9 protein-coding genes are annotated in these 15,103 nt (G+C 62.1%); 3 read left to right on the plus strand and 6 right to left on the minus strand.

All coding sequences use genetic code 11. The features are described 5' to 3' along the window. Nucleotides 1-85 precede the first annotated feature (85 nt). Together ACF8K2_RS08870 and ACF8K2_RS08875 are read left to right on the plus strand one after the other, a co-directional pair. Nucleotides 86-361, plus strand: a complete 276-nt coding sequence (locus ACF8K2_RS08870) for a DUF2790 domain-containing protein (RefSeq protein WP_392464391.1) — start codon at nt 86-88, stop codon at nt 359-361. Nucleotides 362-371: 10 nt separating this feature from the next. Beyond that, nucleotides 372-887 carry a thioredoxin family protein gene (locus ACF8K2_RS08875; protein ID WP_392464496.1) on the plus strand — a complete coding sequence of 172 codons (516 nt, stop codon included), beginning with the start codon at nt 372-374 and terminating at the stop codon, nt 885-887. Between the two features lie 80 nt (nt 888-967). On the opposite strand, the gene ACF8K2_RS08880 is transcribed toward ACF8K2_RS08875, so the two are convergent. Together ACF8K2_RS08880 and aroQ are read right to left on the minus strand one after the other, a co-directional pair. Beyond that, the gene (locus ACF8K2_RS08880) at nt 968-1,816 is read right to left on the minus strand and encodes a shikimate dehydrogenase (protein WP_186553554.1); all 849 of its coding nucleotides are present in this window, start codon (nt 1,814-1,816) and stop codon (nt 968-970) included. Further along, entirely contained in the window at nt 1,813-2,262 is a 450-nt protein-coding gene (aroQ, locus tag ACF8K2_RS08885) for a type II 3-dehydroquinate dehydratase (protein ID WP_392464392.1), read from the minus strand. The genes ACF8K2_RS08880 and aroQ overlap by 4 nt, the downstream gene beginning before the upstream one ends. A gap of 297 nt (nt 2,263-2,559) precedes the next feature. Here aroQ and ACF8K2_RS08890 point away from each other — a divergent pair, with 297 nt between their 5' ends. Continuing rightward, nucleotides 2,560-2,937: a glucose starvation-inducible protein B gene (locus ACF8K2_RS08890; RefSeq protein ID WP_392464393.1), complete on the plus strand. Its 378-nt coding sequence runs from the start codon at nt 2,560-2,562 to the stop codon at nt 2,935-2,937. A gap of 168 nt (nt 2,938-3,105) precedes the next feature. Here the strand turns inward: ACF8K2_RS08890 and ACF8K2_RS08895 are convergent, their stop codons facing one another. The 4 genes from ACF8K2_RS08895 to ACF8K2_RS08910 all read right to left on the minus strand — a co-directional run bounded on the left by ACF8K2_RS08895 (nt 3,106) and on the right by ACF8K2_RS08910 (nt 14,887). Continuing rightward, nucleotides 3,106-3,792: a Crp/Fnr family transcriptional regulator gene (locus ACF8K2_RS08895; protein WP_392464395.1), complete on the minus strand. Its 687-nt coding sequence runs from the start codon at nt 3,790-3,792 to the stop codon at nt 3,106-3,108. Then, nucleotides 3,792-12,401, minus strand: a complete 8,610-nt coding sequence (locus ACF8K2_RS08900) for a GH36-type glycosyl hydrolase domain-containing protein (RefSeq protein ID WP_392464397.1) — start codon at nt 12,399-12,401, stop codon at nt 3,792-3,794. The genes ACF8K2_RS08895 and ACF8K2_RS08900 overlap by 1 nt, the downstream gene beginning before the upstream one ends. A 641-nt stretch (nt 12,402-13,042) precedes the next feature. Then, nucleotides 13,043-13,339: a hypothetical protein gene (locus ACF8K2_RS08905; RefSeq protein WP_392464398.1), complete on the minus strand. Its 297-nt coding sequence runs from the start codon at nt 13,337-13,339 to the stop codon at nt 13,043-13,045. 66 nt (nt 13,340-13,405) lie between these two features. After that, nucleotides 13,406-14,887, minus strand: a complete 1,482-nt coding sequence (locus ACF8K2_RS08910; protein ID WP_392464399.1) for a toxin-antitoxin system YwqK family antitoxin — start codon at nt 14,885-14,887, stop codon at nt 13,406-13,408. Nucleotides 14,888-15,103 lie beyond the last annotated feature (216 nt).

Genomic DNA, 15,103 nt, shown 5'->3' on the forward strand with positions numbered 1-15,103 from the left:
TCCGCGATACCTCGCAGGCATGAAATGGCTCTCGACTGAAGGGGAAACACCTCCCCATCAGCAAACCGCGTGTAGGAGAGATGCCATGAACTTCAAGACTCTGATTAATGCCAGCTTGGTCGCACTGCTCGGTTTTGCGGCCATCAGCGCTCAAGCAAACACCCAGCAGATGGACGATAGCAGCGTGATGCAGTATCGCTATGGTGACCGGCTCGATGTGAAGAAAGTCCTGTCGGTCATGGATGACCAGAGCAATGCCTGCGGGGTAGTCAACACACGTATGGTCTACCTCGACTCTCACGGTCAGCAGCAAACCCTGCAGTACCGCACCTATGCCAGCGGCGGCTGCCATGAAAGTTAATCCAGGCGTGCTGCTCAAAGCCGGTGCGGTGGTGCTGGCCTTGACCGGCCTGGGGCTGGCGGGTCATCTGCTGGCCAAGGACAGCTACGGGGCGATGCCATCATTGAGTGGCGCCAGCCAATGGCTCAATTCGCCTCCGCTGGACGCACCTGCGCTCAAGGGCAAGGTGGTGCTGGTCGACTTCTGGACCTGGGACTGTATCAACTGCCAGCGCAGCCTGCCCTATGTCAACGACTGGGCCAGGCGCTACGCCGACCAGGGCTTGGTGGTGATCGGTGTGCACACCCCTGAGTACGACTACGAGCATGATGTCGGCACGTTGCGCGAGAAGCTCGCCAAATTAGGCATCGGCTACCCGGTCGCGGTGGACAACAGCTATCAGGTGTGGAATGCCTGGGGCAACCAGTTCTGGCCGGCGCATTACTTTGTCGACCGGCAAGGTCAGGTACGCCATGCGCATTTCGGCGAAGGCGACTATGCGGGGCAGGAGAAGGTGATACAGGCGTTGCTCGATGAGAAAAACTGACGCTTCAGTTACCGGCCATTCGCGGGACGGTTGCACGCTCGGCAAGCCGTGGGCGTGGACCTATCCCGCGACATGGCGCGTCAGGCAAAGCTGGCGAAATGCGCCTGCATCCGGTCGGCATTGGCCACTTGGCCGCTGAACAGCTCAAAGGCTTTCACTGCCTGGAAGACCGCCATGTTACCGCCGTCCAGGGTACGGCAACCCAGCGCTCGCGCGTGGCGCAGCAGGGCGGTTTCCAGTGGGAAGTAGATGATCTCCGCTACCCACAGCCGCGCATGCAGCAGTTCCACCGGCAGCGGCGTTCCGGGTAGTTTGGCCATACCCACCGGTGTGGTATTGACCAGCCCATCGGCCATCGCCAGCGCAGTGGGCAGATCTGTACCAAGGCGGGCCCGGCCTGCGCCGAAATGCTGATTGAGGTTATCTACCAGCGCCTGGCCGCGCGCTGCATCGACCTCGAACAGCACCAGATGCTCGACCCCTTCACCCAATAAGGCATGCGCCACAGCAGCCCCAGCGCCGCCAGCACCCATCTGCACCACGTGGGCGCGTGGCACGTCGGGCAAGCCGCGCCGCAAGCCTTCAGCGAAGCCCAGGCAATCGGTGTTATGGCCGATTCGCTTGCCATCTTTGAGCACCACCGTGTTGACCGCGCCGATACCGCGCGCTTCATCGGACAGCTCATCGAGCAGTGGCAAAATCGCCTGCTTGAATGGGTAGGTGATGTTCAGCCCGGTGAAGCCGGTACGCTGCGCGGCATCGAGCAGACCGGGCAGGGCGCTGTCGTCCAGGCCAAGCTGGTCTGCATCGATCAACCGGTACAAGTAGCGCAATGACTGCGCGTCACCTTCGCGCTCGTGCAGCGCTGGCGTGCGTGAGGCCTGGATACCACGGCCGATCAAACCGGCAAGAACACTCTGCTGGCTCATGCCGCGCGCTCCCCGAGCAGCTCTGCGAAGTGTGCCAGGGCCAGGCGATAGCCTTGGCTGCCAAGGCCGCAGATCACCCCGACCGCAATCGAGGAGACGAACGAGATATGGCGGAACGGTTCGCGCTTGTGCACGTTGGACAAATGCACTTCGATCACGGGCAGTTCACAGGCCACCAAGGCATCACGAATGGCCACCGAAGTATGGGTCCAGGCACCGGGGTTGATCAGGATGCCATTGCAGCGACCGCGGGCGGCATGGATCCAGTCGATCAGTTCGCCTTCATGATTGGTCTGGCGAAATTCGATTTCCATATCCAGCTGGCGAGCGGTGTCGGCGCAGCCGTTGGCAAGCTCGGCAAGGGTCTCGCGGCCATACTGCTCGGGTTCTCGGGTGCCGAGTAGATTGAGGTTAGGGCCGTTGAGCACGAGGATTCGGGGCGTCATGGCGGGCATCGCTTTGTTGTTGTTGGATGTCTCGATATTTGTACTATCTAGTTAATTCGTCAATCTTGAAAATGCATCTGCTGTTTAAAATGGGCGATTATCGAACCCCCGAAAGGGTTGAATCATCGGCACATCCTGATGACCTGCGCTCTCGATACTCGCGCGCAAAAGTCCCTGCACCGCGGCATTTGCGGCCTTTCGTCTGCGCACGCAAAGATAAATAGGATTACCCGGATCGACGCCGAGTCTCAGCTGTACACACAGGTTTATCTGTGTTCCTGAACGAGGTACACCATCATGGCTGGTAATCAAGGCAACAAAGGTGGCGACATGGGCAAAGGCGCCCAGGGCAATCAAGGTGACTGGGCCAAGGATCAGGACAAGGCCTCGCAAGCGGGCCGTCAGGGTGGCCAGATGTCCGAAGGGGGAGCGGGTAACGATCCTCAACGTCAGTCGGACATGGGCAAGCAGGGCGGTAAACAGAGCGGTGGCGACTGGTCCAAGGACGCTGACCGTCCAGCTGACGCAGGGCGTCAAGGTGGCCAAGGTTCGGGTGGCGGTATGGCCGATGACCCGAACCAAGGTACTCACCGTGACCGCGATGCTGGCCGTGAGCGCGATGCTGGCCAGCAAGGCAATGCTGACCGCAACATGGATAAAGATCAGGAACGTTGATCTTCAGTTCTGCGACCGGGGCTGTTTTGCGTCTCGGTCGCAGAGTGACGCGTTAGCCGCAGGCCCTTTGCCGGGCTAGCTCGTTCCTGCGGGGTAAATATCGGATGCAGTCCATGTATCCGGTAAGGGCCACGCAGGTGCGGGCTATCCCGCCAAGGGGCTTTCACGTCAAGGCGGGTCGGTTATTGCACGCTGCGGCAGATAGGGCAGTAGGCGCTCGGTTTCTTTCCTCACCACCTCGTAGCACTCGCAGCTCAGCGCTTCGAGCCGGGCACGGTCCACTACTTTGATATGGCCGCGGCTGTACTCGATGATGCCCAGACGCTGCAGTTTTCCCGCAGCATCGGTTACCCCTTCACGGCGCACCCCCAGCATGTTGGCAATCAATTCCTGGGTCATGCGTACCTGATCACTCTGCAGGCGATCCAGCGACAGCAGCAACCAGCGGCACAGTTGCTGGTCGATGGAGTGATGACGATTGCACACCGCGGTCTGCGCCATCTGGGTAATCAGTGCCTGGGTATAACGCAACATCAACAGCAGCAGTTCGCCGTGACGGTTGAATTCGTCCTTCAGGCGCTGCCCGGGCAAGCGGTAGGCGTGGCCGGCGCTTTGAACGATTGCGCGGCTGGGCGTGCTTTCTCCACCCATGAACACCGCGATGCCCACCAGGCCTTCGTTACCCACCACAGAAATTTCCGCTGAGGCGCCATTTTCCATCACGTACAACAATGAAACGATCGAGTCTGTGGGAAAGTAGACATGGCGCAGGGCATCGCCCGACTCGTACAGCGACTTGCCCAAAGGCAACGTCACGAGCTGAGCAAGATTAACCCAACGCAGGTCAGCAGGCATTACAGATCAAGAGGCTGGGTCGATGGCTGGCACTGGACAATCACTTGATGCAGCCCTGCATCATCCACCAAGTGCAGCGTGTTGACGGCCAGCGGCTGGCCATCAAGGCTCAAGCTCAGTTCAGCGCCGCTAACGTTGTTGCGCACCTCGATGCGATAGTCGGTGGCGCCGAAGCGGTAATGCACCGTGTAACCCGGCCAGTCGGCAGGCAGCAGGGGACGGATGTGCAAGGTATCGCCCGCGCGCTGCAGGCCGAGCAGGCTTTCCACAAGCAAACGGTACATCCAGCCGGCAGAGCCGGTGTACCAACTCCAGCCGCCGCGGCCGGCATGTGGCGCCACCGCGTAGACATCGGCCGCCATGACATACGGCTCGACCTTGTAGGTATCGATCCGTGCAGTGCTACCTTGCCCAACTGGGTTGATCAGGCGCAGCAGCTCCCAGGCCTTGGCTCTGTCGCCCAACTGGGCAAACGCCATGCTGGCCCAGATGGCGGCATGGGTATATTGCCCGCCGTTCTCGCGTACCCCAGGCACATAGCCCTTGATATAGCCGGGGTCCAGGGTGCCTTGGTCGAACGGCGGGTCGAGCAACTGCACTAAACCGAGGTCGCGGCGCACCAGCAGTCGATCAACGGCGCCCATGGCAATACGCGCACGTTCCGCCGAGGCCACGCCGCTGAGTACGGCCCAGCTTTGTGACAGCGAATCGATGCGGCACTCCTGATTGGTCGCCGAGCCCAACAGTTGGCCATCATCGAACCAGGCACGACGATACCAACCGCCATCCCAGGCGTGTGCTTCAAGGTTGCTGGTCAGGGCAGCGGCCTGCTTGGCACACTGCTCGGCGAAATGCCGGTCACCCTGGCGCTGGGCAATCCGGGCGAAGGCTTGCAGCACATGATGGCCGAAGAAGCCCAACCAGACACTTTCTCCCAGGCCTTGCTCGCCAACCCGGTTCATGCCGTCGTTCCAGTCGCCGCTGCCCATTAGCGGCAAGCCGTGGGCGCCACACTGCAGGGCTTGGCCGAGGGCGCGTTGGCAGTGTTGGTAGAGGCTTTCGACCAAGGCGGATCGAGCCGGCAAGTCGTAATAGGACTCTTCACCGGGGTTGAGCGGGCGGCCCTCGATGTAGCCCACCGCTTCGTCCAGCACGCTACGGTCGCCCGTCACCTCGACGTAGCGGCTGGTGGCCAGGGGCAGCCACAGCAGGTCATCGGAACAGCGTGTGCGCACCCCACGTTGCAGCGGTGGGTGCCACCAGTGTTGGACATCGCCTTCGACGTACTGATGGGCCGCGCAGGTCAGCAGGTGCTGGCGCGCAGCGGCGGGGGCGGCCTGCAGCATGGCCATGCTGTCCTGCAATTGGTCGCGAAAGCCGATAGCGCCGCCCGACTGATAAAAGCCGCTGCGCGCCCAGAAGCGGCAGGCGATCACCTGGTACATCAGCCAGCCGTTGACCAGTACATCGAGCGCAGGCTCTGGTGTCTTCACCTGTAACGTGCCCAAGGTCTGGCGCCAATAGGCTTGCACCTTGTCCAGCTCAGCCATGGCGGTGCGCAGGCCGCGGTACTGCAATATCCGTTGGGTGGCAGCGGTTGCGTCCGGCTCCGCGCCGAGGCGAAACACCAGTTCGCGGCTTTCGCCGGCTTGCAGTTCCACGCTGACCTGTAGTGCCGCACAAGGGTCCAGCGCGCCGCCGATGCGCCCTGACAAGCGCGCTTGACGCAGCCCGGCAGGTGCTCGCAGATGGCCGTTGCGGCCGAGAAATTCGCTGCGATCACAGGTGATGCTGAGGTAGGGCAGGTCGCAATCCAGATACGCCACATGCCGGCAAAACTCGATCGAAAACGCATTGCGGGCAAACAGCGCGCCACTGATCGGATCGGTTTCGCTGACCACGTGCATGGCTGACTTGCTGGGCAGATCGCCCAGCACCCATTCGACAAAACAGGTGACGGTAAGCCGCCGCGGCCGGTCGGCGTCGTTATGCAGTTTGAGGTGGGAGAATTTGACCGCGGCATCCAGGGCAACATATACCCACAATTCGCTGCGCAGGTCTTGCTCGACGTACTCGAACACACTGTAGCCAAAGCCATGGCGGGTGCGGTAACTGCCGGGGCCGGGGCTGGGCTGGGGGGTGGCTGACCAGACTTTGCCGCTGTCTTCGTCACGCACGTACAAAGCCTCGCCGCTTGGGTCGCTGACCGGATCGTTGTGCCAAGGCGTAAGCCGGTATTCATGGGCGTTCTCGCGCCAGGTGTAGGCGCTGCCGGATTCCGAGATCACGCTACCCAATTGTGGGTTCGCCAGGATGTTGACCCACGGCGCCGGGGTAGGCCGATCGGGCAATATGGGAATGATGTATTCGCGACCATCGCTGCTGAAACCACCATAGCTATTCGCTAGCAGCAGCGGCGCAGGGTTTGCGCGGCTTGGGCGGCTAGCGGGCTGTTGCCTAGGTGCTGAAGTGGCCACCAGGCCTGCGGGGGTAGCTGGCGCCCGTCGACGGTGCATCTGTTCTGCCAAGCTGCCATGACTGTCACTGAGTACCAGTCGCGCCACCGACAGCAGCAAGGTGCGGTCTTCATCGCTGAGCTGCTGCGCCGGGCGCACGAAGATCCCCCCCGAGCGTTCGAGCAGGGCCGCCTCGCTGCCGGAGGCGACCACGCCCATGATCAAGTCTTGCAGTTGTTGGCGGTAGCCTGCCTGGTCTTCATTCCAGATCACCAAGTCCAACGCCAGGCCCTTCTGCCGCCAATAGGCGTGGGCGTGGACCATCTGCTTGACCAGCTGGATGTTGGCAGGATCGGCAATCTGTACCAGCACGATCGGCAGGTCACCGGAGATGCCCTGGCCCCACAGCCCAGACTGATTGCGCCGGTTGCTGGCCACTAACGCGCTGTTGGCGCGCAGCGTGGCGTGGGCGTAGATCACCGAGGCGGCCATTTGTTCGAACAGGCGGGCATCGGCCAGCGAGCCGTTGAGCTGGCGCAGCAGCACTTGGCTGTGCGGCCAGGCCAGGTCGAAGACCCGGTCGGCCAAGTGCCGGTCGCGGTACTTGGTGATCAATTGCAGGCAGGCTTCGCGGCTATTGGCGAGCCCTGTGGCGAGGTCGAGAGTGGCGCTTTGGCCGGGCCCCAGGGAAATCCGGCAGCGAATCGCGACGATCGGGTCAAGCACCGCGCCGGCGCTGCCGGACAGCTGCTCGACATCTGCTTGCAAGGCGGCCGGGGCGATCAGCGAGCGGCCACGGCCAATGAAACGGGCGCGGTCGGTTTCATATGAGATCGCTGTAATATCAGCGCCGTGCACCGCCAACACGTGGCACATCCAGGGGACGGCCTCCTGTTGCGAGCGTGGTCTACGGCTACAGACGATGGCCTGCAGCGGGCGGATCAGCTCGGTCTGGACGAACAATTTGCTGAAGGCTGGGTGCAGTGCATCGCTGATCGCCGGCGCCAGCACCACTTCTGCATAGCTGGTCAGCTCCAGGGTGCGCCGTACTGACGCATGATTGGTCAGGTGCAGGCGACGCAATTCGATGTCGTCCTCAGGCGACACGGCCATTTCGGTATGGCAGTCGAAATCCATTTCGCGCAGGCGAAACTCGGCCCGACCATCGCTGAAGATCGCTTCCTGACTGTGTGGCTTGTGCAGGGTTGGCTGAAACGTCGTGGACCAGAAGCTCTGGGTGGCGACATCACGCAGGTAGCAGAAGCTGCCCAGGCTATCGTGGCTGATATCTTCGCGCCAACGGGTGACGGCCAGCTCGTTGCAGCGGCTGTAGCCACCGCCGGCGGTGTTGACCATGACATGGTAGCGACCGTTGGACAGCAGTTGCACGGCGGGGTAGCGCCGGTTCGGGTCGCTGAATACGCGCAGGCGCGACTCGCTGGCACTACCGGTGTCATCCAGGGCTGGGGCTTGTGAAGTGTGCAGGTACTGCGCAGCGGTTTTCGGCACGCGCTCCTGTAACAGCAGCATGCTGGCCAAAAACTGCGGATCGCTGGCAAAGCGCCGCTGCATGGGCTGGTCCAACAGCAGCGAGGTCAGAGCAAGCAAACTCATGCCCTGGTGGTGGGCCATGAACGAGCGAATCACCACCGCCTCCTGCCCCGGTGGCAGTCGCGCCGGGGTAAAGTCGACCGCCTCGAACAGTCCGAAGCGGCCGGCCAGGCCGGTTTGCGACAGGTGCATCAAGTTGCGGCAAGCGGCCGCCGGCGCCACCATCAGGGCCAGGGCACTGGCGTATGGGGCGACTACCCGCTCTTCGCCCAGCCCACGTTTGAGGCCCAAGCCAGGAACGCCGAAAGCGCGATATTGATAATTCAGATGGCTATCCAGTGCATTGTAGGCCGACTCCGAGACTCCCCAGGGCAGGCCCAACTGCTTGCCGTGATCGATCTGCCGGGTGACCGCCGCCTGGCAGCTCTGGTCGAGCAGGGTGCCTGGGTAGTTGGGCATCACCAGCATGGGCATCAGGTACTCGAACATCGAGCCTGACCAGGACAGCAGCACTGGCACCCCGGCATTGCTGGTCAACAGGCGGCCTAAGGCCAACCAGCTATCTTGGGGGACTTGGCCCTGGGCGATGGCGACGAAATTGGTTAGGCGCATTTCTGAGGCCAGCAGGTCATAGAACCCCGCGTCCGGGCGGTGCTCAGTGGCGTTGTAGCCAATCGTGAACAGGTCGCGTTGGTGGTCGTAGAGAAAGCGCAAATCCATGTTTGCCAAGGCATCGATGCGCCTGGCTAGCTGCCCAGCCTGGGTCATGCGTGCGCGGGCCAGGGCTTGCACGCTGGCCACGCCAGGCTGTTCGGCAATTGGCCAATGGGCGACGGGCAAGTCTGCCAGCTGGCGCCAGCTGCCTGGCAGCGACAACGGCGGGTCATGGCTTTGCGGCAAGGCAACGCATTGCAGCTCGCTCATCACATCCAGGCATTGCGCCTGCAGCGTCGCCAACCAGAAGCTGCAGTCGCTGGCGTCGCCGGTTTCAAGCCTGGCGGCGGCGAATTGGCTGACGCGTTGCAGCAGCTGAGCCTGTTGCGCCGGCGTCGATTGCAGGTGCAACTGCAAGGCTTGCTCGCGCAGCACGTTGACTTCATCCGTCGCGCGGCCAGCGCTGGCCAAGGTGCTGCTGAGCACGTCGAGGGTATCCACCAGGCCTTGGCTCAGACGCCGCTCCAGCAACGGCGCGTCAGCCAAGGCCAACAGTCCTGCACGCAAGGTCAGCAGGAGCCCTGCGAGGTTGCCGCTGTCCACCGTGGAGATATACAGCGGCGCCAGTGGGCGTAGGGTCTGGGTGTCGTACCAGTTGTAGAAGTGACCCTTGTAGCGCTCCAGGCGCTCCATGCTGTCAAGCATCAGTGACAGCCGCACAAGCAGGCGCCCCGCGCTGAGGTAGCCAAAATCGTGAGCTGCCATGTGCGCAAGCAATGCCATGCCCAGATTGGTCGGTGAAGTGCGGTGAGCGATGCTGGCGTAGGGCGCTTGCTGGATGTTGTCAGGCACCAGCCAGTTGTCTTCGCTGCCGACATGCTGGTCGAAAAACGCCCACGTGCTGCGGGCCAGGCGATGCAGAAATCGTAGCTCATCGGCCGATGGGCTGAACCCACTACGAGTAGGGCTGCGGCTGAGCCACCAGGCCAGCGCCGGGCCAAGCAGCCACAAGCTGAGGATCGGTGTGGCGACCAGCAGCGCCTGTAGGTTCGCCAGCAGGGCGACGGCCAGCAGCACAGCGATGGCCGGAGAGATCCACTGGTCCTGGTAGAGTGCGCGCAGGCTGTTGACGCTGCCCCGTGCATCCTCCCGGGAGGGGTTCCATTGCAGCAGGCGGCGCTTGCTGACCAGCAGGCGCCACAGGGTGCGCACGATCGCATCCAGGCTGTAATAGGCTTCGAAGGGCAGCCATGCCAGGCCCAGCGCGCAACGTATGAAATGCGCTCGCGAGGCACGCAATGCGGCTTGCAGGTGCTGCCCTAGCGGCACATCGGTAGTTTTGCCCAGCACTTCCAGCAGGGTGTCGAGCAGCGGCCGGGTCAGCAGCAACGCCAGCACCGCCAGGGTCCACAGGGCTGGCGCCGAAGAGGCCAGCCAACCCCACAGCAACACACTGACAAAGGCCGCAGGCTCCAAGCTGCGGCGCAGGTTGTCGGCAATTTTCCAGCGCGACAGTGCACTCAGCGCAGCGCGCCTGGGCCACGGCAGCAGCCACGGCAACAACTGCCAGTCGCCGCGGATCCAGCGATGGCGGCGTTTGACGTCAGTGCTGTAATGCGGCGGATACTCTTCGTACAGTTGCACATCGCTGAGCAGGCCCGAATGGGCATAGCAGCCTTCGATCAGGTCGTGGCTAAGCACCCGGTTGTCGGCAAAGCAGCCCTCCAATGCTTGCTCGAACGCGTCCACGGCATAGATTCCTTTGCCGATGAACGAGCCACTGAGAAACAGGTCCTGATAGACATCGGAAACCGCCTGGGTGTACGGATCGACACCAGCGTCGCTGCCGAACAATCGGGCATAGGCCGAACGCGACGCGCTGGGCAGGCTGATACCGACCCGGGGCTGCAAGATGGCGTAACCTGAGCGGATACGCCGGCTGTGGCGCTCGAAACGGGGATGGTTGAGGGGGTGTTGCAGGGTGGCGATGAACTGCCTGGCGGCATTGCGCGGCAGTTGGGTGTCGGTGTCCAGGGTAATCACATAGCGCACGTCGCACAGTTTGGCGATATCGCCGACGATCAGGACAAAGTGTTCGCGCCCCTGGCCGCGCAACAAGGCATTGAGCACCATCAGCTTGCCACGCTTGCGCTCGTAACCCATCCACAGTCGCTCGCTGGCGTTCCACACCCGGGGGCGATGCAGGAGCAGGAAGCGCTCGCTGCCAGTACTGGGATACTTGCGGTTCAAGGCGTCGATGGCTGCACTGGCTGACGCCAGCAGGCCGGCGTCTTCGGGCAAGTTCTGCTGCTGGCCATCGAGAAAGTCCGTCAGCAGCGCAAAGTGCAGGTGCTCGTCGCGATTGGCCAGAAATCGAACTTCCAGGCCCTCGAGCAACTCTTGCACATCGTCTTCATTGGCCAGCAGGCTAGGGATCACCACTAGCGTTCGAGCCTGCGCCGGTATCCCGTCTTTGTAATCCAGTCGCGGCAGGAAGGACGGCTTGACGGTCAGCGTGACCAGCCAGTTGACTAGTCCGATGGCCAGGCGACTGGTCATCAGCAGGATGGGCATGGCCAGCAAGGCCAGCACCCAAGTGGGCCAGCCGTCCTGATCAATGGCCTGCAGGAATACCCAGGCCAACAGCCCTGAGAGCAGCGCCGAGGGCACCAGGTAAAACGCCAGCGGCGCCCGGTGCAGCAGCCGTTGCCAGCGCTCGGCAAGTGCTACCCGGGCAGCGACGCGCTGCTCTAACAGCGCACGCCCAGGACCGAGTAGATAGAAACCGACATGATCGGTTGGATCGTCGGCGCTGGCGTCTGGCACATGCGACAGGTCGATGGCCGTCTGCGCCACAACTGCTTCGCTGGAGGAGCTATGGCGGGCGAGCTGCTCGATGACATGCCGGTAATGGTCTCGGCTGGCAAAGTCCATGGCGCTGTACACTGCGGCGCGATCCTGGCTGAGAATGCGTTCAACCAGGCTCAGTTGCTCGACGAACGCCCGCCAGTCAGTGGTCGACAGCAAGCGCAGGCTGCCGATACTGTTGCTGATCGAGACCTGATCCATGGCTTGCTGTTGGGCATCGAGTTGCACCTGGCGCTCGATGCTCAATGCCGACTCGCTGAGCATCTGTTCAATCCAGGCCAGCGGCTGGGTCAGGGTGGCGCTCTGCCCGTGCAGACGCCTGGCTAACTCGGCGACAAACGCTGCGCTCAACACCGGCCCGGATCGAACCATGTCGGCTACCACCAGCACCACACTCTTGGTGTCGCGCTCAGCCATCTCGCTGAGGCGATCAGCCCAGCTGTTGGCCAGGTCACGGTCGGCCCAATTGGCCATGACCCTGGCTGCGACCCTGCGCAAATTCTCGATCAGTGCCAGGCGCAGCATGATCGGGATCGCCCACAGCTCACCCAGGGTCAAGGGCGTGACGGTCTGATAAGCCTCGACAAAGCCGCTCAGGCTTTCTCTGTCGAACCGCCCATCACCGTGGGAGATGGTTTGCAGGGCAATGTCATAGACCCGCGGTAGACCGCTGGATGCACCGTTATCCAGACGCGGCAGCTGCCGACTGTAGCCGGGGGGGAGGTGGCTTTTGGCTATGCGGATGTGCGCTTCGACCAGGTAGAAATTGTCCAGCAGCCACTGCGCGGCCGGCATGTCCCGCCGTGACGCCGGCAATGTGCTGGCCAGCGCGGCGCAGCTGCTGGAAAGGGTTCGCTCGTTGTCACTCAGGCGCACAAGCAAGGCATCATCGGCCGGCAATTGGCTCACTCGGTGCAGCTTGGCCAGGACGCAGCCGTGGTCGGCCATCTGCTCGGCGCTAAACAGCTCCGAGCGCAGCAGACTTTCAGAGCTGAACACGCGAGGCACCGCGCGCCAACGCTGCAAGGCGAACGGCATGCGCTGGAGCAGACGGGTTGCGCGAAGCCAGGGATTAGCCATGGAGTCCTTGCTGACACAGGTTCAATCGCTCGTGGCCATTGTGCTGCTGAGCCCCAGCGGGGTCTGTTCGGTAGCGAACATACCCGCATGCTTATAGCGCTCAACCTAGAGCTGTACTCACTGGCCACTGTTGGCCGCGGAGCTGCTCATGGTCGTTTCACGCCAAGTGCCCTGCGTCATCGATGCTGGATTCCGGCCCCGCGAGCGCACCGGACACGACGCCGATGCTGCGCAGCGCACCCTGCTGGCCGAACAGACGTTGGGCAACGTCGCGCATGATCTGGCCTATTCATCGTTCGGCAGATAGCCAGGGCTCATCAGGGCGAGGTGACGGTGCAGTCTTCTTGGCGTGGCGGGACTGCCTTCACTTTCAGCTTTCCACGTTGCTGCCGCCGCTCAATGGATGAATCGGACTTTCCTGATTGCCCTTGGCGCGGTGAGGCAACATCCTCCATCGCCTGTCAGCCGATACCGCGAGTCTTTAAGCCTGCGGCATCCCAGGCAGCACTCTACAGTTATCTAAACACCTGGTTGTTTCAATGGTAGCTGCGTGCGGGTGGCCCTCCGGCCAGCCGGGTAACTGACCTCATAGCCCGGTCTAGCAGGCTCGTACGTAGCCGCCGCCTATCCTCAGCGCTGCATCATTTGCACTTGGCCATCACCACCTGGCAAGTGCGTGGCTCGCCGCCTGAGCGACCGGCATAGCGGATGCAGCTGTCCATGGATTTTTTCCGCGCCATGCTCAAGGTGTCACCGAAGGCAAGGCCACCTTCACCGCTGGTGGGCACTGCCTTGGCGAAGCAACTAGAGCCGACGTTGGCAGTGGCATACCGGGTGGCTGTGTGCTTGCTCGAGCAGCCAGCACTGAGCGCCAGGCTGCCCAGTAGCAGGGGCGCGAGCCACCATGACAAGCGAGGCAATGTTGCAGAGCGGGTCATGGTGGGTTCCTGTCTGAGCGCCAAGAGGCGCAGCGGGTTATGGTTTCTTCAGTCTAGCCCCATTGCCTACAGGCAGTCCTGCTCGAACTCCTCAAGCATGTCGGCGCGAATCAAGGCATCCGGGTCTTCAGCGTGTACAGCATCTACCTTGCGTTGTACGCAGCTGTCCTGATCATTGCTGGCGGCAGCGACAGGGGCGGCAGCGGCTTGGGCGCTGGCAGGTACGTTGCTGGCCTGCATCGGCTGGCCAGGGGCGGGGATATCCACCAACTGCTCGTAGCGGGTGGCGAAACCTGCGTTGTAGCGACTCGGTTTACTGAAATCAGGGTCGGCTTGTACCGGGCTCCCCCAAAACTCGTTGCCGTCGAACAGACCCATCTTGCCAGGGTATTGATTGCGCTGATCGGCCGGCAGGCTCACCAGGATCTGATTGACTGAGCCTGCGTTCCAGAAGATCACTGCCTGCAGTTCGCCGTTATCACTGAACAGGCGCTCCTGGCCATGTTTGAGTACGTCCTGTTGCGTCGGCTCGTAACTGTCGCGGCCAATGCCCTGGAACTGGCTTTCCTGGCGGCCAGCCACCCACACCGTGGCAGTTGCGCTTAGCAGCTGGCCATTGCGCCATTGCAGTTGGCGAATCAGATTGCCTTGGTCATCCCAGTATTGCTCCTCGCCATCATTGCTCAGATCGCTGGCGATGAAGCGGTTGACGTCTTCCTTGAGTGCCACCCGGCTGACGTGATGGACATGCTGGCCGCTGTAGTTGTATTCATCGACGGTGCGAGTACGCAGCTTGTCATGCTCGAATACGCTCAACTCCGTGACGTTGCCGCGTGCGTCGATGCGCTTCTGCACGCCGTGCATTACACCATTGTCGTAGTTTTCTTCACGGGCCACGTAGAAGCGACTGCCGTCGATGCTGTATTCCTTCTGCGGCCCGTGCTGCTTGCCGTCAAGGTAGGTACGGTGCTGGGTGCCACGGTTGTCGAAACCGCTTTGCAGGCCGTTGTCCCATTCCAGCTCGGCGATCAGTTGGTCCCCCTGGTTGTCCCAGGCGCGCTCGCGGCCCTGTTTCTTGCCTGCGCTGTAGTGCACCTCGAGCACGCGCTCGCCGTTCTGCGGGTTGAACTGCTCTTGTACGCCGTCCTGCAGGCCGTTTTTCCAGTGGCCGACGGCAGTTTTCTTGCCGGTCTTGGCATCGAACTTCTCTTCTTTGCCGTCGCGCTTACCCGCTTTGAACTCGCCGCTGGCGATCAAGGTGCCGGCGTTGTCCGAGCAGCGCATTTCGCCGTCAGGCAAACCCTTCTTGAAATCGGCTGCACAGGTGCCGACATTGAACAACCCCAGTACCGAGATTGGGTAGTTGAGTACCCGTCCAGTAAACGGATCTTCGGCGTGGATCTTGTACAGCAGACCCTGTATTTCATGGGTCTGACGGGCATCGATCTCTTCGCTGAAGCATCCGGCGAGGTTGAGGCAGGCCAAGGTGATCGCACTCAGTGCGAGGCAGCGGCGGGCGTTGGAAGACACCAGAATCTCCTTATTCACGGGCCGGCACCTGCCGGTCTAGAAAGCGTGAAGAACGCGCAGTGTAGGCAAATGAGCGCAGTGATTCCAATTTGATATTGCCAGCTGCCGAGGCCCCTGTTGCAGCGCGGGGCTGCGGCCCACCTTGGGCGTGCAAAGGTTGGCAGGGCTGCTATGCCTATTGGTTGAAGCATTCGTGGTGAGCGTGCTCAGCCGGGCTGAACCCCGTGCGCAGCA

Origin of the sequence: Pseudomonas sp. xss_2, from assembly GCF_043104195.1 — a bacterium.
GTDB lineage: Bacteria > Pseudomonadota > Gammaproteobacteria > Pseudomonadales > Pseudomonadaceae > Aquipseudomonas > Aquipseudomonas urmiensis.